Raw genomic sequence first — 20,171 nt, 5'->3', positions numbered from 1 at the left:
CATATGATGAATAAGAAAACAATTGTTTCAATTGCTGGTGTGATTGCGGTGTTGGCCCTTATTGGGGTGATTGCCTATCATAATTCAAAGAGCATGAGTGGTTCCTATACCCCAGACGCCGCTGGTGCTGCTACGACGACGTTAACGTTTAAAGGGAAGACCGTGACTGAAAATGATGGTGGATCAGTCCAGAAGGGAACGTACGAAATCGCTGACGGTGAATTGAAAATGAATTTTTCAGATCACAATATGACCGCAAATCTTGCACAGGACAAGAAATCTTTTACCATTAAATCTACGGGGAATGGGCTCATGGACCTCTTTGCGAAGGGAATTAAGTTCACTAAGTCCCAGAACTAATGGTTAGCTTCGGGTCAAGCAACCCCAAAAAATCGGAGGATGAGATGAAATCAAAGGGATTAGCAGTAATCGCCTGGCTCAGCGTAGGTCTGATTATTGCGTTGGGGATTTTTAGTCTGGCACCGACGTTTCACGGTGTAACAGATTTATCCCTTAACCAGCATAGAATTACATATCACGGTGAGGTAGCCAAAAATAAATTTAACGGTGCCGGACAGTTAACGTTTAAAAACCATGACGCCTACCAAGGCAACTTTAAGGACGGCCGATTTGATGGTCAAGGCCGGTTTACTTCGCATGAAGGCTGGCAGTTTACGGGCACCTTCAAGAAGGGAGTTCCAGTTGGCTCGGGACAGTTGCAAACCGAAGATAATAAGCAGGTATCGGGACACTTTAAGAGGGAGCGGTTTGTAAATGAGGGTTAAATGGTTTAGCTTTGTCCGGGTCGTGGGATTGACCTTAGTGCTGTCCTATCACTTCTTTCAAAATCAATACACGGGCGGCTTTTTAGGGGTGGACATCTTTTTCACCTTTTCTGGCTATTTGATTACGGCCTTGATGATTGATGAATTTGGCAAAACGGGTCAGTTTAGACTGTTTTCGTTTTATAAACGACGGTTCCGTCGCATTGTACCGCCATTATTCTTATCGGTTATTTTAGTCATGCCGTTTACGCTGCTTGTTAACCGGGATTACTTAACGAATATTGGCCGTCAGATTGCGGCAGCGTTAGGATTTACCACCAATTATTTTGAAATTCTCACCGGTGGCAGTTACGAAAATAAGTTTATTCCGCATTTATTTGTTCATACGTGGTCCTTAGCCATTGAAATGCAGTTTTACCTGGTTTGGGGACTGATTGTATTTCTGCTGGGAATTACTGTCCGACATTTTGTCCAATCACGGACTAGGGCCCTCGCCATCTTTGAAAATACGGTGTTGTGGAGTTCGCTATTATTATCCATTGCCAGCTTCGCCACGATGTTTTTACGGGCCCGGGGACTCACGGATTACTCCCAGGTGTACTTCTCAAGTATTACGCACGGTTACCCCTTCTTCGTGGGGAGCGTGGTCGGTTGTTTAGCTGGAATTAAAACGGTTCGGCCGGCCTTTGAACGAACCATTAAGAATTGGAATTTATCCGTTGCGGTGAGTGTAATGGTAATTAGTAGCGCGGCGCTGATTGGATTAGGCTGCTACCTGAAGTTTGACCACCTTCAAACGTATCAGGGCGGATTATTGTTATCAACGGTGCTTGCCGGTTTAATGATTTATGCGGCCCGGATTCTACACGAAAAAACACCTAATTCAGATGAGCCCCAGCTAATTACGTATATTGCCGATGTGAGTTACAGCGTCTACCTCTTTCACTGGCCCCTCTACGTTATTTTTTCACAGTTAATGCCTAATTTAGCAGCGGTTGCTTTAACGGTAGTGGTTTCGTTTGCTCTGTCCAGTCTTTCCTACTACGTTTTGGAACCCATTATGATCGGGCATACCGGCCGCTGGTTTAAGCATTCAGTGACCTGGAAGCAAGTCAGGGTACCGTTTATGACGGCGCTGGTATTGCTGATTGGAACGACAGCTTATGCTACTCGTCTGGCGCCTCAGATGACCACCCTTGAAAATAATCTTTGGGTGGGGGACCTCTATCAGGACGTTGACCAGATGAATATGCACCACTCAATGATTATGGCGGCTACTAAACCAACGACCCAAAAGGTCAATGGAGCCGGTCAGCCCGTTCCGGCGGGGATGCCTAAGGGAGTCTCAATTATTGGGGACAGTGTGACCTTGGGAACTCGGAGCTACCTTGGCGCCCACGTTAAGCAAAGTTCGATTGATGCAGAGGGAGATCGGACCATGGATCTAGCCTATAAGGTGATGAAGCAGGAGCAGCAAAGCGGTATTTTGCGGCAAACCGTGGTAATCTGTATTGGCACGAACGCACTGGACGATTATAAGGAACAAACCATGAATATCGTTCATGCTTTGGCGCCGGGGCACAGGCTAGTTCTCATGACTCCTTACAATGCCAAGGCGGCTCCTGATTGGAACTCTTCGAAGCTAGCGACGTATGAACGGACGTTACCCGCTAAATATCCGTACATTACCATTGCGGACTGGGAAACGGCAGCAGCAAAACATCCTGAAGTTTTTAAGGGAACTGACGGAGTACATTTTGGCGGTATTCATGCTGGTGACGTTTTGTACGCTCAAGTCGTTAATTCGGCTTTGCAACAGGCTGATAAGACGCCGTTAAAAAAGTAGCTTTACCCTTACAGATTGTGGCTAAGCAATCATGAAGTATAACAAAAAGTTGAGGCTGNNCAGCCTCAACTTTTTGTTATAATTTTTTAACTCGCCCATATAAATTTTCATCATGAAAACGACCGTCAGCCAGTCGTTCATTTTGGCGGAGAAGTCCCTCTAATTGAAACCCGGCTTTAAGGGCAACCCGGTTGCTAGCTTGATTTTCGACCGCGGCTTCAATGGTTAGGCGGTTCAGGGAGTAATCGCTAAAGCCGAGTTGGACCATGGCTTTAACGCTTGCCGTCATTATTCCGCGGCCCTGAAAGGGTTGCCCCAGCCAATAGCCAATGTCAGCAGAAGCCCGGGAATGGTTGATCTGGTTAAAGCTAATCATCCCGGCAGCTTGATTTTGAACCCAAATCACGAGGTTTAACGACTGAGCATGACCGGCCTGAACGTTAGCCAGTTTAAGAAATTGAACCTCGTCTTCCACGGACTTGAGATTTGCGACCCACGGTAAGTAGGGTGTAAAGGCCTTTCGGTTACGATCCAGGAGCGAAAATAGGGCGGGGCCGTCTAAAGTTGGACGGGGAAGAGCTAGACTGAGTTTATCGTTAACGGGGGTCATAAGCATGGGACGCACCAGCTTTCGTTTTGTTCAATAGCATACTGGAAGTTGCGTTGAAGTTCAATCGCAAATTTAAGGGCGGGCCCCTTAAACGTCGGGAATCAACTGGCGGACTAATAAAATATTTAAGACGGCGCCACTAATAATTTGGGCGCATTGCGGCTCGCATTGACTCCATCCGATTAGTTGAACCAGTAGCCGATTGTGCCAGATGGCATCTACAACCAGACGGCTCCCTGATTGATAATCGATATGGGAGAGTTGGTCGACGCTAGCTTCGAATTTACCGATGACTCGTAATAATTGGACGATGATAATATCCGTTATATCCTGGTGGTGCCGGTAAAACGTGGCCCGCGAGACCGAGGCGGCCTGGCATAACTGTTTCACGGTCAGACGTGAAAAGGGCAGGTCGGAGTGAAAGGCTTCGCACAGCGCTTTGTAAAGTTTGGCCTGGCTTTGAATGGAACGGTGATCAAGTTTAAGGGGCTTAGTGAGGTTTAATTTTACCATGCGATAAATGAGACACGAATGCCAATAATGTCTCATAACTTCCTTTCTATCCGGAATGATTGTTCCTATAATGTTGAGCATAATCAATGAAGGGGGCGTTTGGGATGTCGCTTAACCCACAGGAAATGAGCAACACGAGACGTGAATTACAAGAAAATTTTGAGTTAACGGGCCTTACGAAGGCTCAGGTGGCCTCTGACCTGGCGATCAGCGAGATAAAACTGGAGCGGTTGTTCTCACTTACTCAACGATCATTGAAAGATCCCTGGATCTTAAGGAATTATCTCATTAAAAAGGTTGAAGAAACTGGGCAACAGCCGGTGCCTTTTACTGCACTCAAGGGGGATTATCACCAATACTGGTTTTTAAACGGTCGGCAAATCGAACGGGGCAAAATGTCACGGGGCGACCAATAATAGTGCCAAAAAAGTGGCCAACTCCTTAGAAAGTACAGGGGTTGGTCGTTTACTTAACGGCTAAATTTAATGACGTAGGGGTAGTCAGGCTCAGAACTTTCACTAGCCAATAAATGAATGTAATGAATCATTGTCGCCATTTCTGGATCACCGTAAGTTAGGGTGTACCAATCAAACTCCAAGGATACGTCATTGAGGATTTCTTCAAGGTCAGCCAAAGAGATGTCACGTTGATGATCATATTGTTTAATCAGTTGTTTAATTTGAAACGTCGTTAGGGTAAACCGGCGAAGCCCCGTGGTTTTGACGGTTTTTAAAGCCCCAATGACATATTGAAGTGCATTTGGGGCAAATTCATTATAATTTGGCCGTATTTCTTTATTCATTGGGATTGGGACTAAATTAAGTAATTGCGCGAAGTGATTAGCAAACTGGTCATTGGTTTCTGAGGCAACAAGTTCTAATTCTTTTGTGTCTGGGTCCGTGGAGTATAGGTTAGTAATGATGGGCATACGCGATTCTCCTAGAAATAAACTTATAGTTGTTCAAGGTTCAGCAATTCACGCTTCAACTGTTCACCACCCCGGTATTGACCCACTTCTCCACTGCTCAAAATGACACGGTGGCAGGGGACAATAAATAGGAGGGGGTTGGCAGCGACCGCGCTGGCGACGGCTCGTACCGCGGTCGGACGGTTAATGGCGGCTGCCAGTTCTTGGTAGGAAACGGTTGTGCCATACGGAATTCGTTGGAGTTGACGCCAAACGGTACGTTGGAAGACCGTTCCGGTTATAAAGTGGTAGGGAATATCAAAGGTCTGTCGGGTTCCCGTTAGAAATTCCGCCAACTGATTTTTGACCGGGTCCAGTTCATGGTGAATGGCGGGCAGCCAATCAGCGGAATTGAGAAACTCCGTGGCTTCCGCGAGTGGGTTGTCGGGAGAACCAACAAATAACACACCTGTTTCATCTGCGATTAAGTAGTAGCGGTGGCCCTTGTGGCTCAAAACGTCGTATTTAAAAGTTGGCATTTCAGTTCCTCCCTAAATAATAAAAAGTTGTCCCCATTTTACCGCGTTTTAGCTGAAATAACGAGTGGTGAGACTAAACAGTAGCATTTCACCCGACTTCTTTTTATAATATTCTTAACGATTATTTAAACGTTAAGAAACGATATGGGGGAAATGACATGAACATTACAATCGTCGGAGCAACAGGAATGGCAGGATTATCGCTCATCGAAGAGGCCGTGCGACGGGGGCATCGGGTAACGGGGATTGCCCGATCGAGCGTTCATCTAAACGAAATTCAGGAGGAATTTTCCGAGGTGACGGTCTTACCTAAGGACGCCTTAGAGTTAACGAAAAATGACTTCTTGGATGCGGACGTCGTGATTGATGCCTTAGCGGCTGATCCGGAACATGCGGAAGTGAACCTCACGTTTGCCCAGCACTTGGTTAGTCTATTTCAAAATACCAATACCCGGTTATTCTTTATCTTAGGGGCGGGAAGCTTAGAAGTCGGTGCTGATAACCATCTCTTTGTGGATGACTTGGAAAAGGATCCCAATGCCGCCAGCTTTATTGCGATTCCTAAGGCCCAGGTTAAGGAATATGACTACCTAAAGTCAGTGACCGATGCTAACTGGTTAGGAATTTCGCCTTCCGCTGATTTTCACACGGGAATGGCCACGGATTACGTGATTGGAACCAATAACCATCTATTGCTGAACCAGAACGATGAATCAGTGACCACTTCAGGGACAATGGCTTTAGCTATTATGGATGAAATTAAATCCGACAAATTTAATAAAACCCGGATTACAATTTGTGATAAAGCGTAATCCGATGGGAGTTCCAATTTAACGAATTAAGTTAAGTTGGAACTCTTTTTTATTCCCTTGCAATTTAGGGCGGTTCCCACTACAATTGCAGAGTTAGCCAAAGAAGGAGGACCCACATGGATGCACAGGCAGTGTTAAAACAAACGTTTGGATATGAATCGTTTCGTCCCGGCCAAGCTGAAATTATTACGAAGGTTTTGAACGGGGAAAACGTTCTGGCTTTAATGCCTACGGGTGGTGGTAAGTCATTGTGCTACCAGATCCCGGCGGTTATGCTGCCTGGCATTACCCTTGTGGTGTCGCCCCTCATTGCCCTGATGAAGGATCAGGTGGACGCGGCAAACGAGACGGGAATTCCCGCCACGTTTATTAATAGTACGCTTACCTTTCCCGAAATGAATGACCGGATTAGTGCGGTCCAAGCAGGTCGGATCAAGCTGCTGTACGTTGCGCCCGAACGCTTTGAATCGCCCGCATTTATGGGGATGCTAGGCCAACTTAAAATCAGCCTAATTGCGGTCGATGAGGCCCACTGTATCTCCCAGTGGGGCCACGATTTTCGCCCCAGCTACTTACGGTTAGCGGATACGCTGGATCAAATTGCCGGTCACCCAAACGTGATTGCCTTAACTGCAACGGCAACGCCAAAGGTTGCGGATGATATCATGGATCGATTGGCAATCCCCAGAGCAAACGAAGTGAAGACTGGCTTTGCCCGGGACAACCTCGCGTTTCAAGTGGTTAAGGATCAGGCGGGCGACACGTTTATCGTGAATTATTTGCGGGCTAATCCGGAACAATCTGGAATTGTCTATTGCAGCACCCGTAAGGAAGTGGAACGGGTGGCCAGCATGCTGGCTAAGAAAAAGATCGACTGTGCCATTTACCATGGTGGGTTAGGTGAGGATGAACGCCGTCAAAATCAGGAAGACTTTCTGTTTGACCGGGTGTTCGTGATGGTCGCTACTAATGCTTTTGGGATGGGAATCGATAAGAGCAACGTTCGGTTTGTCATCCACGACCAGGTTCCGGGAAGTCTCGAAGCCTACTATCAAGAGGCCGGTCGGGCAGGCCGGGATGGATTGCCTGGCGACGCTATTTTATTGTATAAAGCCCAGGATTTAAACGTCCAGCGGTTCTTCATCGACCAATCGGAGATGGCCGATGACCTTAAGAATGCCGAGTATCAGAAGCTCCAGGAAATGAATGCGTACGCAAATACTCAGGATTGTTTACAACAGTTTATCCAGGCCTACTTTGGCGAAACGGCTTCGGCGTGTGACCGCTGCAGTAACTGCTTGGATGATCGAGAACAGCAGGATGTAACGGTGGATGCCCAGATGGTGCTTTCCTGCGTCATGCGAATGGATCAGCACTTTGGCAAGGGGATGATCGCCCAAGTTTTGACGGGGGCCCATAACCAGCGGATTGCAACCTTTCATTTTGATAAACTGTCGACCTATAATTTAATGAGCAACCGAACCCAAAAGGATGTCGGCCACTTCATTGATTATCTGACGGCTAGTGGGTTACTATCCCCAAGCGCTGGTCAGTATCCGACCCTAAGTGTCACTGCGGATGGCGCGGCCGTTTTAAAGGGCGAGCAGACCGTGATGCGGAAGGTGACGCGAAAGGTTGCCTCGCACGCTCCGGTTGCAAAGGACGAGGGTTTATTTGCCACCCTGCGTCAGTTACGGCGCAACCTTGCTGAAGAAGAGAACGTCCCACCGTTTGTTATTTTTTCCGATAAAACCTTACAAGCAATGTGCGAGGTTCTCCCGGAATCGGACGCCGAAATGCTATCCGTTAAGGGAGTGGGGGAAGCGAAGATGGCGAAATACGGCGCCCTCTTTCTCCAAGCTATTGCCACCTACCGGGAATCAGCGACAGCATAAAAATAAAAAAAGCGCCAATTATTTAGACCGATTAACCGTTGGTCCAAATAATTGGCGTTTTTATTAAGTGAAGAACTAGGCGAGGGTAATAATCCAGCCGCCGAGGCAGACTAATAGTAGGCTAACCCCGATGAAAATGGACGTTAACCAACGTCCATCTGTATCCCCTTGCTGAATAAGTCGGGCGAGGTGAATACAGAAGAAGCATAGAATAATGCCGATTGTAACGATTAGTGCGCCAGTAAAGAGATTTGAGTTCAACACCGATTCCTCCCAGGAATTAAATTTCTATTCCCATTATACGGGGCAGTATCCAAAATAACCAGAAAATGTCCCTGGTTTCTTCTTTTTGTTTTCCGTGGGATGATGGTAAAATAAAGCCATGTCATAAGCGAGGTGAACGGGAATGGATCAAAATGAATTTAGTGCAGAGGCCCTTTGGTTGTTGCCAGAGGAAAACGGTAACGTTCAAATGGGGTTAACTGCGGCCGTGAAAGAACAAGTCGGGTCGCTGAACCAGATTGAACTGTTGATGAAGCAGCACGTCCAAATGGGACAGGCCTTTTTAAGATTAACCGGGAGTTTAGCAACCGTTGAGATTGAGGCACCGATATCCGGTCGGCTCATCACCGTCAATCAAGCCTTAGTCGCCGATCCCTCCCGTTACCAGTTTGATCAGGATTCAGACTGGCTGCTTATTATTAATTAAAGTTAAGGGAGTCACAAAATGGGATATCAATGGACAGCATTAGGAACGGAACCCGTATCCGTTAAACGCTTAGCCGCTGAACACGGCGTTAGCCACCGGTTATTTTCGGATTTAAAACGAAACGGGTCCATTTTAATTGAGGACCAGCCGGCAACGTTTGATCAAGTTGTCCAACCCGGTCAGACACTCACCGTCACGTTCCCGACAGAGACGAGTGACCCTAACGTTGCGGTAAGTGACGCGGCCATTGAGGTGCTTTATGAGGACGATCATCTATTGGTCGTGAATAAACCAGCGGGGTTGAATACCGTTCCGGGGCCCGCTAACTCTACGGACACGTTAGTGAATCGAATTAAGGGCCACTGGGTTAGCCAGCAAAGCCCTAATTTGGTACCTCACATCATTACGCGGTTAGACCGATTTACCAGCGGTTTGGTCTTAGTGGCCCATGATCGATTAGCTAACAGCCTGCTAATGCAGCAACAGGGCAACCATGATATCGAGAAGACCTACCTTGCTCTGGTCGACGGGACCATAACGGCTGATCATGATCTGATTGATGCGCCGTTGGCTCAGTCACCCACGGGGTTTAACCAGATCGTGACGCCGGATGGAAAACGAGCGGTGACGGAGTACTGGGTGGTTAACCGGTTCGCTAATATGACGCTGGTCCGGGTTAAACTGCATACGGGACGGACGCATCAAATCCGGGCCCACTTTGCTAACTTGGGGCATCCGGTTGTTGGTGATGAACTATACAACGGCCCAATGGACCGGGGGATTGATCATCAGGCGCTGCATGCTTGGCAATTGGACTTGATGGATCCCTTCACTGAGTCATCCATCCGGCAAGAAGCCCCATTACCCGCAGATTTTAATCGGCTGATGCCTAACCCGGATTAAGTCGAATTGGAGTTTTTGGTCCAAGCCTGTTAGAATAAACGTACTTTATAAGGAAACTGAGGGGTTCAAAGATGTCTGATGAAACTCGGGTTAATTGTTTAGTGGATGAACATGAATATCAGGTCGATGAGGGCCTTTTTTTAGCAGATCTTGACCCCTCGATTCGAAACCGAATTAAACGGGATTATCCCCAAGCCAAGGTGAGTGACTTTATTTGCGGCCACCACCTCTTAAAATACCGGTTAGATCGGGTGGATGCGATGGTTAAGGCCGATCTTAAACAAACCGAAAAAATTAATAAGAAGCTTACCCGGGCGTTGTCAAGTGACGATTATGACATTATTGACGTCAATAAGAGTTTGGAAAAAAGTCTGACGTTTGGCCAACGGGTGTCGGATGACGTCGCTCGTTTTGGGGGGTCGTGGGGCTTCATTGCTATCTTTATCGTGGTGCTAGTCGGGTGGATGATTATTAATGGCTTGCACCTCTTTGGAATTCACTTTGATTCGTACCCGTTTATCCTACTGAACTTAGTTTTAAGCTGTGTGGCTGCCATTCAGGCCCCAATCATCATGATGAGTCAAAATCGGGCGGCTGACCGGGATCGGATGGACGCAGAAAACGACTATCACGTTAACTTAAAGTCGGAGCATGAATTACGGTTGCTGCACGCTAAAGTGGATCACTTGGCGCAGAATCAGATTCCGCATGAACTGGAAATTGAACGATTACAAATTGAAATTTTAGGTGAAATTCGGGACGAGTTAGTCCAGTTGCGGCGGGATGAGCCCGTTGATCACGGGGAGGAAGACAGCCATGAAAACCATTCTTAAGGTCGTTGGATTATTTGTTGTGGGGCTCATTATTGGAACCCGAATGGGCACGCCAACCGTTGCAAGTTCCACAGTTGATCGCTAAGTAACGGGCCTTTCATGAAAATTACGCCATTTTTTGACAAGTACATGGGAACACGGTATGATGTGCATATTGAACTGAAATGGAGGATTTTTTGTGATAATTCGTGAAGCGTCAGCTGACGATGCCGGCCAGATAGCGCCGTTAATTAATATTATTTTTGATGAAATGCAGCTTGAGGAACTCGAGGACGTTCCCACACCCGACTTATTGAAGGTCATCAGGGCCGCTTACCAGACGAAGACGTATCTGTCTGGGGAAGCTACGACCGTGGTGGCCGAGGCCGATGGTCAAGTTGTTGGGGTGGCGTTTGGCTACCCCGGAGAAAATGAAGATGCTGTTAATGACGTTTTAGAACGCCTGTCAGCGAAGAGCAAAGCTTTTACCCAGCCGTTTGAGGCCGAGTCTGAGACGAACGGTGACGAATGGTATTTAGATTCAATTGCGGTTGACCCTAACTACCAGGGACACGGAATTGGAAAGAAGCTGCTTAGAGCACTGCCAGGTTACGCAGATCGTGACGATGAAGAGGTCATTGGGTTAAACGTCGACTATGAAAATCCCGGAGCCATGAAACTCTACGAACGGGCAGGGTTTGAAGTCGTTGGAAGCCGAATGATTGGTGACCACCGTTACTTTCATATGCAAGCGGAGGTCGACCCAGAACCATTGGTTGCCACCGCGTAACAAATCAATTTAATTATATACTGGGCTGCAGCTTACACGCTGCGGCCCTTTTCTATAAACGGGTTAGTTGCGTTTGCGGCGCAAACATGTCAGAATAACAAGTATGCTATAGAGCGGAGGGACCTTATAATGAAGGATCAACTTGAATTAGGCGATGACGAATTTTCTAACATGCTATTAGTGTTGGATCAACCCGTCACTGAAGCCAATCATAAAGATTACAAATTTGAAAACGAAGAAATGCAGGAAATTGCGGATGACGTTTGGGCGATGCCGGCTTACATGACGCCAGACGATGATTTTAGCATGTTTTTTATCTTCACTAAGATTATGAGTGGGGAAACCGTGGTGGCTTTTTCGGAAGGGGAACTCGTTGGAACCGATTTTCAGCTTAGCGAACCCATGCCCACTGGTGAAGGATTAAACCGGTTGAACGAGGAACAACCTGACCGGGCCAAGGCCGTACTTCACTTTTTGAACCAAATTTCAAAGGCGGATGAAGGCAGCTGGCGGATGATTTCGGACGAAGATTTAGAGGACGCTGACGACGAAAACTAGGTTGACAGCCAGGAAAAATCTCCGTATACTTTTAGCCAAGTAATCAGTCCTTTAACTTTAGCACCGTGAGGCTAACAAGGAGACGGCTTGGTAGAAATGCCAAAAGTAGCAATACTTAGGCCCGTTCGGACTGAACGGGCCTTTTTTGCGCACTTTTTTGCGGTCGGGGGCCTGATTTGAATTTATTTCAATTGGAGCGTGAAGATAGTGGAAAAGCAAGTGAGTCAATCTGAACCAACGGGTACGGCGGAATCGTCAACGTTTGTGGTTCCAAAGGAGCACCGGAAGATGTCCGGTTGGGATATGTTTGCAACGTGGATTGGTGCCAATGCCAATAACGGAACCTGGTACATTGGGGGGGTCATTGCCGCAAGCGGATTTTTAACGGCTTCGATGACATTAGTCTGGGTCGGGATTTTATCCTACGCCTTGCTCATCGCAGCCAGTTGGATGGGCTATAAAACGGGATTGGGCGCCATGGCCCTAACCCGTTTGTCCTTCGGGGTTCGGGGCAGCTACCTAGCCTCACTGGTTAACGTGGTTCAGTTTATTGGCTGGGCAGCGGTTAATACGTTCATTGCGGCCACGTCCATTAGCTACCTCTTCCACGACCTATTCGGCTGGGCGATTTACGGACAGCCCGGAGGAACATTCGGATTGGTCGTTGGAATTGTCATTATGAGTGTACTTCATTTACTGAGCGTCTCAATGGGGGAACGGTCCGTTCAGTTAATTGAACGGATTGGGATTATTTTGGTCATTATCTTCGTTATCTGGGAGTCAATTGTCGTCTTTAAGACGGTCTCGTTGACCCAATTAATTCACTGGCAAGCCCCTCAATCACTTCGGCTTTCTCATGGTGCGGCTGCGGATGCGCTCGCTGCGTTTAACTTGGCGTGGGTGACTGCAGGAAGTGACTTTAGCCGGTTTACAACCAGTAAGAAGGGGGCAACCGCTGGGACCTTCCTAGGGGCCAACATTGGATTATTTTGGTTCGCTTTCATCGGGTTAGTTGCAACGATTGGGACGGCAATTAGTCTGAACCACTTCGATCCCAATAATTCTGATCCTAGTACCATTGCAAGTCGCCTTGGTTTGGGCGTTTTAGCCCTTCTAGTAATTGTCATTACGAGTACCACCGCAAACGCCGTTAATTTAATGTCTGCTGGTACCGCTCTGACCAACATTGTTCGGCGGTTGCCGTTAACACCAGCACTCTGGATTGTGACTTTAGCTGCCACCGCCGTGACGTTTATTCCGGTAGTTTCAGCTAGCTTCTTAGCCGTCTTTACCGTCTTTTTAGATGGGATTGGCATGTTTTTGGGTCCTGAAATTGCAATTTTTCTGGTGGATTACTTTATTATTCGGCGTGAAAAGGTGAGTTACGGGGCATTAAACCAGCGAAACGGCGCCTACTGGTATCGACACGGATTAAACCCCGTTGCCGTTGGCGCTTGGGGAATTGGAATTATTAGCTACTTAAGCTTAAAGCAGTGGGCTCCAGTCGCTCAAACGGTTGGAAGCACCTTCGTGGCTATGGCGATTACAGCGTTGGTTTATGGATGTTTAACTACCTTAAAATTAAAGAAAACCAGGTAAACAAAATAACGGGTATGGGACATTAGGTCCGCTTCGCTAAAAATACGACTCTTGCAACATGGTCCGAAAGCCTTTTATCCTTAGCAGGATGCTTTCGGACCAGTAGTTACGGGATAGGGTGTGGAACCGCTCGGTAGATCTTAAGACTTAACGGGGTCATCGAAAAATGCTGATCTTAGGCATTATTCGATGACCTGGTTAAACGCAGAGATCTGAGCGGTGGAACCCGACTAAAGACAGACCACAACCAAATAGGACAAAGGACCAAATCCGATTAAAATACAATCGAACTTGGTCCTTTGTCCTATTTGGCATGGCCTGAACGTCTTATGTTCCAGCCTTTTATTTAATATTTACCGTTTTTAATATCGTTAATTAACTGTTGAGTTGCCTTAGCTTGGTATTCAGCGGCAGCCTGCTTAGTTAGCTGTTCCCGGTCGGAAACGGACATGCTAGGATCCTTCATCATTGCCGTTTTCACTTGGGCTTCAACAAAGGCTTGGGCTCCGGCCTTCATTTTAGCCTGATAAGTTTTATCACTGGCCTTCTTTTGAAGAACCTTAGCCTGTTTAGTACTTAAAACAATGGTCTGTTTATTCACGTACAGGGTGTTTTCCCGTTTGACGTACTGGTGACCGTTCTTTAACCCCCAAAAAAGCCGTTTCATATTGGCGTTATCATACACCCAATACGTGGTCTTGGTTGTCATTTTGTTGGTCCCAGTCGTGGTTTTAACCCGGTTATGGGTTGTTACGCTAGCTTGGGTATGGCTAACCTTTTTGGCATTTGCACTCTGCTTGTAAATGTAGACTTGGTGCTTATTTGCCGTCCCAATTGGCTGATAAAGAATCATCGACATCTGTTTGGAAGGTGAAGCTGAATAAATCTTTTGGGTTTTAGTTTCAGTAATTTGGTGCATCCCGTAATGGTTATCGTCGTTTTTAATTAAGAGCACCGAGGAACCGATCATCCCAAGTAAGGCGAGTACGGCTAAAACGGTGGATAACGTCTTATTTTTAATGTAGACAAAGAACACGTATGCGAGAATGGCACAGATTGATAAAATAATCAGTAACATTAGGCTTCACCTCCATTATCAGTCGTTGACGCAGTAACTTCAACGGAGTGGGCAGTCTTATTTTTAACGAAGAAGGTCACAATTAAGGCTCCGATACAGAAAATGACGGAAACCACAAAGGCGGCCTGATAACCGTTAATGGTAGCGTTAATGAATTTATCACCGTAGGACAGGGGATTCGTTGTTAGTAAGTGGTGGGCCGGTTTTTGGGCCTTAGTGACGTCACTTAGCACGGACATCAAGATGGCGGTCCCAACGGAACTAGCAACCTGACGAATGGTGTTATTCACGGCTGTCCCGTGGCTCATTAAACTCAATGGTAGTGAGTTCATTCCGGCCGTCGTGGCTGGCATCATAACCATTCCAATTCCAAACATCCGAATGGCATAAAGAATGACAATGAACGAAGTAGCTGTGTTTCGTGTGATCCACATGAACGGAATGGTTCCAAGCGTTAGAAGGGTCATTCCAATCATGGTCAATCGACGGGCACCGTATCGGTCAAACGCCGTTCCCGTAATTGGGCTCATAATCCCCATCATGAGGGCTCCCACCAAGAGGGTTAGGCCGGAATCAAAGGCGGACATCCCCTTAACGATTTGCAAGTAGAGTGGAATCACCATTTCTGCCCCCAACATAGCCATGCTAACGGCGGAGCTAAGGATGACACTAACCGTAAATTGGCCCGACTTGAAGACGTGGAAGTTTAAGAACGGATCCTTCATTGTCATTTGACGCCAGATAAAGAGACCCACGAAGACGACACCAACGACTAAGGTTGAAATCACAACGGTACTTCCCCAGCCATCGTTTCCGGCGGTTGAGAACCCGTATAGCAGGGAACCAAATCCGATGGTTGATAAGGCAACGGAGAGGTAATCCAGGGGTTCCTTCCGGGTCTTTAAGACGTTCTTCATTAACCAAAAACTTGCGATGATGACTGCGGCAGTAATTGGAACCAACATGCCGAAAAGATCACGCCAATTATAGTTATCAATGATCCATCCGGAGAGCGTTGGACCAATCGCTGGGGCTAACCCAATGACAATTCCGGCGATCCCCATGGCAGCACCACGCTTTTCCGGTGGAAAGATGGTTAACATTAACGTTTGAAGCATGGGCATTGAAATCCCCACACCAACTGCTTGAATCAACCGCCCCGTTAATAGCACTGAAAAGCTAGGTGCGACCCAACAGGTAATGGTCCCAATTAAGAAGATTGTTAGGGCGGTAATGTAAAGCGGCTTGGATTTGAATACGGTAACCATCCAGGCACTGATAGGGATCATAATCCCATTGACTAACATAAAGCCGGTCGTTAACCATTGAACCGTTGACGTTGAAACATCGAAGGCCTTCATTAAGGTTGGAAAAGCGGTACTTAAAATCGTTTGATTTAGTACGGTACCGAATGTTCCAACTAAGAGGACAGCGATCATCAACCAGCGGTTATAAGGTTTCCCATCGACATCAACTGCATTTCCCAATTGTATCCCTCACTTTGTAAATTTAATTAACCAAAAAATGATTCGCTCTCTAATATAGTCATTTCTGTTGTGACTGTCAACAAACTTGACATAAAAGTTAGTTTTATTATACTGAGTAGCGTAAATTGAAACAATTCAACTAAAGTTTGAAGCAAGGGAGGAGTTATTGGTGCAACCGATTATTGATCGGGAAACCCGTCGCCAAATGCTAGAACAACCGGTATTAGTTGGCATTAGTGAACTCACTAAGGCGGCCAAAATTACCGTTAGTCAGTTACGCTACTGGGAAAAGAAGGGGTACATTGAACCCATTCAAGTCGCTGACGGGGCCCACCATAAGTTCGATCACACGCAGGTAGTTCGAGCAATGATTATTAATCATTTGACGAGAGAGGGATATACCTTAGCTAAGGCAGCGGAGATGGCGTTTGAGTTATCCAAACTAATCGTACCGGTTCGGGATTTTTTGGAGGACCGGCCGGTGGAGCTGGCAACTAACCGTGAACGGCCAACCTTGATTTTAGGCCCCTTCGATCCCGAACCTGATAAAATGCTCATTGCCGTCCACTATCCTGATGGCTGGAAATTTGAGCTTGACCCTCACATTCCGAAAAAGTAAGTACATTGTTTGTTCAACGGTCGGTGATATGGTACTCTAACGGTGTGGAAGATATCAGGTTCAGACAGCAAAAACTTCTCACTGCCAATCGATCTTGTGGCTGGATTGGTATCATGTTGTTGTCGTGTTGTAGTTGAAAGGTTATTCGTAACCGTTCCAAATAGCGCGAATCATTGCGCTTTGATTACTCGGGCTTAAGCTCGAGCAAGCGATCGTAAAGATAAGATGACGTGTGTTTTAGAAAAATAACGTTAAGTTTTTTTTCTACTTGTCTGGATCTGCTTCCACGCTAAAAAGTGACACCGGGTTTAAGAAGTTCCCGGTGCCATTTTTTTATGGTTTTTTCTGAAAATAAAAGTGAAAAAAGTTGAGAAAAAGTGTTGCTTTAAAAAATTTTCGTGTTAAGATAACAAAATCGTCAAAATAAAAGTTCTTAAAGGATGGTGTTATGTATGCTGCTTCGTCAAGCAACGATGGCTGATTTGCCACAAATTGAAACAATCATTAGTGATGGTCGGGACCTGTTAGCGAAACAAAATATCGATCAATGGCAAGGAACTTATCCAGATATGTCGATTTTGGTTGATGACATTGAACAGGGGTTCACAGTTGTATTAGAAGAGGATGGCGAAATTCTTGGGACGACAGCAGTCATACCTGGCGTTGACCCACTTTACGTTGATATTAACGGTGAATGGTTAACGAAGGACACCCCATACGTAGCTTTGCACCGCGTTGCAGTTTCTTCAAGGCATCACGGACGTGGGCTCGCCAATGAATTACTAACCCAGATTTTTAACCTGGTTGACCAAAGTGAAACGATTCAAAGTATTCGGATTGATACTCATCCTGATAACTTAGGGATGCAGCATGTGATCAAGAAGGCTGGGTTTACTGAGACTGGTCGGGTAAAGTTAGTTGGGGCCACTAAGAATAACGGTGACGTGGATGACTTTGCGTACGAACGGTTAGCACATCAACCAGTGGCAGCCCGAGTTTAAATTAACGTTCAAAACAGAGATTCAAGCTCTCCGCGGGGGCTTGAATCTTTTTTTAGGTGCATTTTTTTGGCGAACCAAAAAATATTGTTGAAGGATGGAAATTTTTAGTGAAGTCTGACATAATAGGAGGCGTAAGGAAGTGAGAAAATGCATGAAGAAGATCCGTTAACGGGTCGACGCTTTTTGGGTGTCACCCTTTTGAACATCGGGATTACGGGATTTGAATTGCTAGGTGGCGTTGTCTCGGGAAGTTTAGCGTTACTATCAGATGCCTTCCATAATATGGGGGATGCCGTTTCGATTGTCCTGAGTTATGTGGCTCACCGAATTAGTCAGCGGGGGGAGGACCAACAGAATACGTTTGGTTACCGCCGGGCTCAAATTTTAGCAGCACTATTAAATTCTTTCCTATTAATATTGATTTCAGCCTTTTTGGTCGTCGAAGCAATTCGCCGGTTTAGCCATCCGGAACCCATTCATGGAACCTTGATGTTCTGGGTTGCGGTCATTAGTTTAGCAGCTAACTTACTTTCGACTTGGTTATTAAGCCGGGGATCGAAGCATAACCTGAATATTCGTGCGACTTACCTTCATTTATTAAGCGACGCACTGGGTTCCGTGGCAGTCATTGTTGGAGCGGTTCTGATTGCAACGGTTCAATGGTATTGGGTAGATCCCCTGTTAACAATGGTTGTAGCGATCTATATTATGTGGGAATCCTGGCCGATTATTCGGGAGACCATTCGGATTTTAATGCAGGGAGCACCTGAACTAGATTACGATGCGATTCGGCACGATCTCCTAAGAATTGACGGGGTGACGGGGGTACATCACGTTCACGCGTGGATGATTGATGAAAACAACATCATCTTTTCGGCACACGTTAATTTACACGATCAGCCCTTGAGTAATGTTGAACCCGTGTACCGAAAGATTGAAAATGTTCTGTGTCAGGACTATCATATTAGTCATGTCACTATTCAGGCGGAGTGTCGCCGAGGCAGCGACGAACAAATGATATATGGCGAACACGATTTTCGTCAGTTTTCAGAAAGTGAAAACGCTAAAGAAAAATAATGGGTTGAGGTGAAGCAAGATGACTCCGATGAAGGAGGACTATCTTAAAATAATATTTGAACTGGGCGGAACCCATAAAAAAGTTTCCAATAAGCAAATTGCCCTGAGTCTTAACGTTGCGGCTGGTTCAGTGACTGAAATGATCAGTAAGATGACGGAAGAGGGACTGGCAGTCCACGTGCCGTACTCGGGAATCTCGTTAACTAAAAAGGGAGTTCGTGCGGCCGAGGAATTAGTCCGCAAGCATCGGCTGTGGGAAGTCTTCCTAGTAGAGAAACTGGGTTATTCGTTGGCAGACATTCATGACGAAGCGGAACAGCTTGAGCATGTGACGAGCGACCGAATGATTAACGCATTAGATGAGATGCTTGGCAATCCAACACATTGTCCCCATGGGGGGATTATTCCGGATCGTTCTGGCCACTACCACGAAGATAGCCACCAGGTACTGAATGATGCCAAGGATGGCGACATTGTTACAGTGGACCGGTTTATTGATAACCACGACCTATTGACCTACCTTGGCGAATTAAAGCTAGACATTGGTGATCAGGTCAAGGTACTAAAACATGATCCGTTTGAAGGACCCGTTACCGTCCAGAATTTAACGGATGATACGGAATTGATTGTTAGCTATAAAGCCGCCCACTATGTTTTTGTGAAGTAACATATGGGTTGAAAGCCCCGTTAAGTTCACGTTTAGGCCCGTTAGCCGGGATGATGATTCTATCATCATCCCGGCTAACGGGCCTATTTGGTTTAATTCCAGTTGGGCTCGAAAAAATTGCAGACGGGGATGAATTGATGCTCTATACTAAAGGTATAAGTTGAAGTGAAACGGGGGTCAGCCGCATGACCGAAAAAGAGCTAGATGAAAAGAGTGTACGGGATAATTTAGTTTTAAAAACGGCGTTAACGGCGGGGCGGATTATGATGGAAAACGGCTCAGAAGTTGCGCGGGTCGAAGATACAATGAAACGGATCGCCAAAAACGCTGGAATTGAACATAGCAAGATTTTTATTATGGTAACGGGAATTTTAATGTCCATCCAAGATGGTGCGGGGGCCCAAATTGAGCCCGTAACCAAGCGGACGTTTGACTTACAAAAAATTGTGGTGGTTAATGACTTGTCACGGCAGTATGCCCACCATGATATTACCTTAGATGAGTTTGCCCGTCAGCTTAACGAGCTGGATAAAAACTCGCTGTACTTTCCGTTTTGGTTACAGCTATTAGCAGCGGCCTTTGTCAGCGGCCCGCTAGAAGTCGTTTTTCGGCATAACTATAACCTCTGCGACTTTTTGATTACCTGTCTCGTTGGTGCAATTGGGTGGGCCATTTTTTACTACCTCAGTAAGTTAGTGCGCGTCCGCTTTGTTAGTGAATTTATTGCCTCGGTGGTCATTGCCGTTTTAGCGATGGTATCGGTGCACTTTGGGCTTGGGATTAATTCGGATGACATCATTATCGGAAGTGTAATGCCGTTAGTTCCCGGTGTTCCAATTACGAACGCGATGAGGGATGTCTTGGATGGTAACTTAGTTAGTGGACCCGCCCGGGCAGTGGAAGCTGGGATGTCGGCCGCTGCGATCGGCCTTGGAATTGCCATGGTCATTCAGTTTTACTAGGA

The 20,171-nt window shown here is 46.5% G+C and carries 24 protein-coding genes; 17 read left to right on the top strand and 7 right to left on the bottom strand.

The genetic code is table 11. The features are described 5' to 3' along the window. Positions 1-6 precede the first annotated feature (6 nt). From DCM90_RS03520 to DCM90_RS03510, 3 genes are read left to right on the top strand one after another with little or no spacing between them, the layout of a single operon-like run. The gene (locus DCM90_RS03520; protein WP_109249968.1) at positions 7-360 is read left to right on the top strand and encodes a hypothetical protein; all 354 of its coding nucleotides are present in this window, start codon (positions 7-9) and stop codon (positions 358-360) included. 44 nt (positions 361-404) lie between these two features. Beyond that, on the top strand, positions 405-785 hold the full coding sequence (locus DCM90_RS03515; RefSeq protein WP_109249967.1) for an MORN repeat-containing protein: 381 nt from the start codon (positions 405-407) through the stop codon (positions 783-785). Further along, positions 775-2,631 carry an acyltransferase family protein gene (locus tag DCM90_RS03510; protein WP_109249966.1) on the top strand — a complete coding sequence of 619 codons (1,857 nt, stop codon included), beginning with the start codon at positions 775-777 and terminating at the stop codon, positions 2,629-2,631. Before DCM90_RS03515 ends, DCM90_RS03510 begins: the two co-directional genes overlap by 11 nt. 76 nt (positions 2,632-2,707) lie before the next feature. On the opposite strand, the gene DCM90_RS03505 is transcribed toward DCM90_RS03510, so the two are convergent. Together DCM90_RS03505 and DCM90_RS03500 are read right to left on the bottom strand one after the other, a co-directional pair. Continuing rightward, positions 2,708-3,247, bottom strand: coding sequence for a GNAT family N-acetyltransferase (locus DCM90_RS03505; protein WP_109249965.1), 540 nt, complete (start codon positions 3,245-3,247; stop codon positions 2,708-2,710). Positions 3,248-3,328: 81 nt separating this feature from the next. After that, on the bottom strand, positions 3,329-3,754 hold the full coding sequence (locus DCM90_RS03500) for a TetR/AcrR family transcriptional regulator (RefSeq protein ID WP_109249964.1): 426 nt from the start codon (positions 3,752-3,754) through the stop codon (positions 3,329-3,331). Positions 3,755-3,858: 104 nt separating this feature from the next. Here DCM90_RS03500 and DCM90_RS03495 point away from each other — a divergent pair, with 104 nt between their 5' ends. Further along, positions 3,859-4,170: a DUF2316 family protein gene (locus tag DCM90_RS03495; protein ID WP_109249963.1), complete on the top strand. Its 312-nt coding sequence runs from the start codon at positions 3,859-3,861 to the stop codon at positions 4,168-4,170. 53 nt (positions 4,171-4,223) lie between these two features. Here the strand turns inward: DCM90_RS03495 and DCM90_RS03490 are convergent, their stop codons facing one another. Then, a complete protein-coding gene (locus tag DCM90_RS03490) occupies positions 4,224-4,682 on the bottom strand; it encodes a hypothetical protein (protein WP_109249962.1) in 459 nt (152 codons plus the stop codon). A 23-nt stretch (positions 4,683-4,705) separates the two neighbouring features. After that, positions 4,706-5,200: a methylated-DNA--[protein]-cysteine S-methyltransferase gene (locus tag DCM90_RS03485; protein WP_109249961.1), complete on the bottom strand. Its 495-nt coding sequence runs from the start codon at positions 5,198-5,200 to the stop codon at positions 4,706-4,708. 158 nt (positions 5,201-5,358) lie between these two features. Here DCM90_RS03485 and DCM90_RS03480 point away from each other — a divergent pair, with 158 nt between their 5' ends. Beyond that, positions 5,359-6,012 (top strand): NAD(P)-dependent oxidoreductase, encoded by a 654-nt coding sequence (locus DCM90_RS03480; RefSeq protein ID WP_109249960.1) that lies wholly within the window; start codon positions 5,359-5,361, stop codon positions 6,010-6,012. A gap of 116 nt (positions 6,013-6,128) precedes the next feature. Further along, the gene (gene recQ, locus DCM90_RS03475) at positions 6,129-7,907 is read left to right on the top strand and encodes a DNA helicase RecQ (protein ID WP_109249959.1); all 1,779 of its coding nucleotides are present in this window, start codon (positions 6,129-6,131) and stop codon (positions 7,905-7,907) included. A gap of 75 nt (positions 7,908-7,982) precedes the next feature. Here the strand turns inward: recQ and DCM90_RS03470 are convergent, their stop codons facing one another. After that, positions 7,983-8,171 carry a hypothetical protein gene (locus tag DCM90_RS03470; RefSeq protein ID WP_165815188.1) on the bottom strand — a complete coding sequence of 63 codons (189 nt, stop codon included), beginning with the start codon at positions 8,169-8,171 and terminating at the stop codon, positions 7,983-7,985. Positions 8,172-8,313: 142 nt separating this feature from the next. Here DCM90_RS03470 and DCM90_RS03465 point away from each other — a divergent pair, with 142 nt between their 5' ends. From DCM90_RS03465 to DCM90_RS03440, 6 genes are all read left to right on the top strand, one after another. Then, positions 8,314-8,616 carry a biotin/lipoyl attachment domain-containing protein gene (locus DCM90_RS03465; protein ID WP_109249957.1) on the top strand — a complete coding sequence of 101 codons (303 nt, stop codon included), beginning with the start codon at positions 8,314-8,316 and terminating at the stop codon, positions 8,614-8,616. Positions 8,617-8,634: 18 nt separating this feature from the next. Continuing rightward, complete coding sequence (locus DCM90_RS03460; RefSeq protein ID WP_109249956.1) at positions 8,635-9,519, top strand: RluA family pseudouridine synthase; 885 nt, start codon at positions 8,635-8,637, stop codon at positions 9,517-9,519. Between the two features lie 71 nt (positions 9,520-9,590). Continuing rightward, entirely contained in the window at positions 9,591-10,352 is a 762-nt protein-coding gene (locus DCM90_RS03455) for a DUF1003 domain-containing protein (protein ID WP_109249955.1), read from the top strand. 178 nt (positions 10,353-10,530) lie between these two features. Further along, positions 10,531-11,121 carry a GNAT family N-acetyltransferase gene (locus DCM90_RS03450; protein ID WP_225365952.1) on the top strand — a complete coding sequence of 197 codons (591 nt, stop codon included), beginning with the start codon at positions 10,531-10,533 and terminating at the stop codon, positions 11,119-11,121. A gap of 129 nt (positions 11,122-11,250) precedes the next feature. Next, on the top strand, positions 11,251-11,679 hold the full coding sequence (locus DCM90_RS03445) for a hypothetical protein (RefSeq protein ID WP_109249954.1): 429 nt from the start codon (positions 11,251-11,253) through the stop codon (positions 11,677-11,679). 207 nt (positions 11,680-11,886) lie between these two features. Further along, a complete protein-coding gene (locus DCM90_RS03440; RefSeq protein WP_225365951.1) occupies positions 11,887-13,278 on the top strand; it encodes a cytosine permease in 1,392 nt (463 codons plus the stop codon). Positions 13,279-13,624: 346 nt separating this feature from the next. Here DCM90_RS03440 and DCM90_RS03435 read toward each other — a convergent pair whose 3' ends face one another. Both DCM90_RS03435 and DCM90_RS03430 read right to left on the bottom strand, forming a co-directional pair. After that, positions 13,625-14,356 (bottom strand): DUF4811 domain-containing protein, encoded by a 732-nt coding sequence (locus tag DCM90_RS03435; RefSeq protein ID WP_109249953.1) that lies wholly within the window; start codon positions 14,354-14,356, stop codon positions 13,625-13,627. Further along, positions 14,356-15,843 (bottom strand): MDR family MFS transporter, encoded by a 1,488-nt coding sequence (locus DCM90_RS03430; RefSeq protein WP_109249952.1) that lies wholly within the window; start codon positions 15,841-15,843, stop codon positions 14,356-14,358. The genes DCM90_RS03435 and DCM90_RS03430 overlap by 1 nt, the downstream gene beginning before the upstream one ends. Positions 15,844-16,012: 169 nt before the next feature. On the opposite strand from DCM90_RS03430, the gene DCM90_RS03425 reads away from it, so the two are divergent. The 5 genes from DCM90_RS03425 to DCM90_RS03405 all read left to right on the top strand — a co-directional run bounded on the left by DCM90_RS03425 (position 16,013) and on the right by DCM90_RS03405 (position 20,169). Next, a complete protein-coding gene (locus tag DCM90_RS03425; RefSeq protein ID WP_109249951.1) occupies positions 16,013-16,462 on the top strand; it encodes a MerR family transcriptional regulator in 450 nt (149 codons plus the stop codon). Positions 16,463-16,914: 452 nt separating this feature from the next. Next, positions 16,915-17,463: a GNAT family N-acetyltransferase gene (locus tag DCM90_RS03420; protein ID WP_109249950.1), complete on the top strand. Its 549-nt coding sequence runs from the start codon at positions 16,915-16,917 to the stop codon at positions 17,461-17,463. A 147-nt stretch (positions 17,464-17,610) separates the two neighbouring features. Further along, on the top strand, positions 17,611-18,540 hold the full coding sequence (locus DCM90_RS03415; RefSeq protein WP_109249949.1) for a cation diffusion facilitator family transporter: 930 nt from the start codon (positions 17,611-17,613) through the stop codon (positions 18,538-18,540). A gap of 19 nt (positions 18,541-18,559) precedes the next feature. Beyond that, the gene (locus tag DCM90_RS03410) at positions 18,560-19,207 is read left to right on the top strand and encodes a metal-dependent transcriptional regulator (protein ID WP_109249948.1); all 648 of its coding nucleotides are present in this window, start codon (positions 18,560-18,562) and stop codon (positions 19,205-19,207) included. Between the two features lie 185 nt (positions 19,208-19,392). After that, positions 19,393-20,169: a threonine/serine exporter family protein gene (locus DCM90_RS03405; protein ID WP_109249947.1), complete on the top strand. Its 777-nt coding sequence runs from the start codon at positions 19,393-19,395 to the stop codon at positions 20,167-20,169. Positions 20,170-20,171: the final 2 nt, after the last annotated feature.

This window comes from Levilactobacillus bambusae (assembly GCF_003124125.1).
GTDB lineage: Bacteria > Bacillota > Bacilli > Lactobacillales > Lactobacillaceae > Levilactobacillus > Levilactobacillus bambusae.
The sequence above is the reverse complement of the archived record's forward strand: the minus strand, read 5'-3'. Positions and strand labels throughout refer to the sequence as shown.

Excerpts from the sequence above, each read along its gene's own strand:
- DCM90_RS03520 (WP_109249968.1), top strand. The coding sequence starts at position 7 with ATGAATAAGAAAACAATTGTTTCAATTGCTGGTGTGATTGCGGTGTTG.
- DCM90_RS03515 (WP_109249967.1), top strand. The coding sequence starts at position 405 with ATGAAATCAAAGGGATTAGCAGTAATCGCCTGGCTCAGCGTAGGTCTG.
- DCM90_RS03510 (WP_109249966.1), top strand. The coding sequence starts at position 775 with ATGAGGGTTAAATGGTTTAGCTTTGTCCGGGTCGTGGGATTGACCTTA.
- DCM90_RS03505 (WP_109249965.1), bottom strand. The coding sequence starts at position 3,247 with ATGCTTATGACCCCCGTTAACGATAAACTCAGTCTAGCTCTTCCCCGT.
- DCM90_RS03500 (WP_109249964.1), bottom strand. The coding sequence starts at position 3,754 with ATGGTAAAATTAAACCTCACTAAGCCCCTTAAACTTGATCACCGTTCC.
- DCM90_RS03495 (WP_109249963.1), top strand. The coding sequence starts at position 3,859 with ATGTCGCTTAACCCACAGGAAATGAGCAACACGAGACGTGAATTACAA.
- DCM90_RS03490 (WP_109249962.1), bottom strand. The coding sequence starts at position 4,682 with ATGCCCATCATTACTAACCTATACTCCACGGACCCAGACACAAAAGAA.
- DCM90_RS03485 (WP_109249961.1), bottom strand. The coding sequence starts at position 5,200 with ATGCCAACTTTTAAATACGACGTTTTGAGCCACAAGGGCCACCGCTAC.
- DCM90_RS03480 (WP_109249960.1), top strand. The coding sequence starts at position 5,359 with ATGAACATTACAATCGTCGGAGCAACAGGAATGGCAGGATTATCGCTC.
- recQ (WP_109249959.1), top strand. The coding sequence starts at position 6,129 with ATGGATGCACAGGCAGTGTTAAAACAAACGTTTGGATATGAATCGTTT.
- DCM90_RS03465 (WP_109249957.1), top strand. The coding sequence starts at position 8,314 with ATGGATCAAAATGAATTTAGTGCAGAGGCCCTTTGGTTGTTGCCAGAG.
- DCM90_RS03460 (WP_109249956.1), top strand. The coding sequence starts at position 8,635 with ATGGGATATCAATGGACAGCATTAGGAACGGAACCCGTATCCGTTAAA.
- DCM90_RS03455 (WP_109249955.1), top strand. The coding sequence starts at position 9,591 with ATGTCTGATGAAACTCGGGTTAATTGTTTAGTGGATGAACATGAATAT.
- DCM90_RS03445 (WP_109249954.1), top strand. The coding sequence starts at position 11,251 with ATGAAGGATCAACTTGAATTAGGCGATGACGAATTTTCTAACATGCTA.
- DCM90_RS03435 (WP_109249953.1), bottom strand. The coding sequence starts at position 14,356 with ATGTTACTGATTATTTTATCAATCTGTGCCATTCTCGCATACGTGTTC.
- DCM90_RS03420 (WP_109249950.1), top strand. The coding sequence starts at position 16,915 with ATGCTGCTTCGTCAAGCAACGATGGCTGATTTGCCACAAATTGAAACA.
- DCM90_RS03415 (WP_109249949.1), top strand. The coding sequence starts at position 17,611 with ATGCATGAAGAAGATCCGTTAACGGGTCGACGCTTTTTGGGTGTCACC.
- DCM90_RS03410 (WP_109249948.1), top strand. The coding sequence starts at position 18,560 with ATGACTCCGATGAAGGAGGACTATCTTAAAATAATATTTGAACTGGGC.
- DCM90_RS03405 (WP_109249947.1), top strand. The coding sequence starts at position 19,393 with ATGACCGAAAAAGAGCTAGATGAAAAGAGTGTACGGGATAATTTAGTT.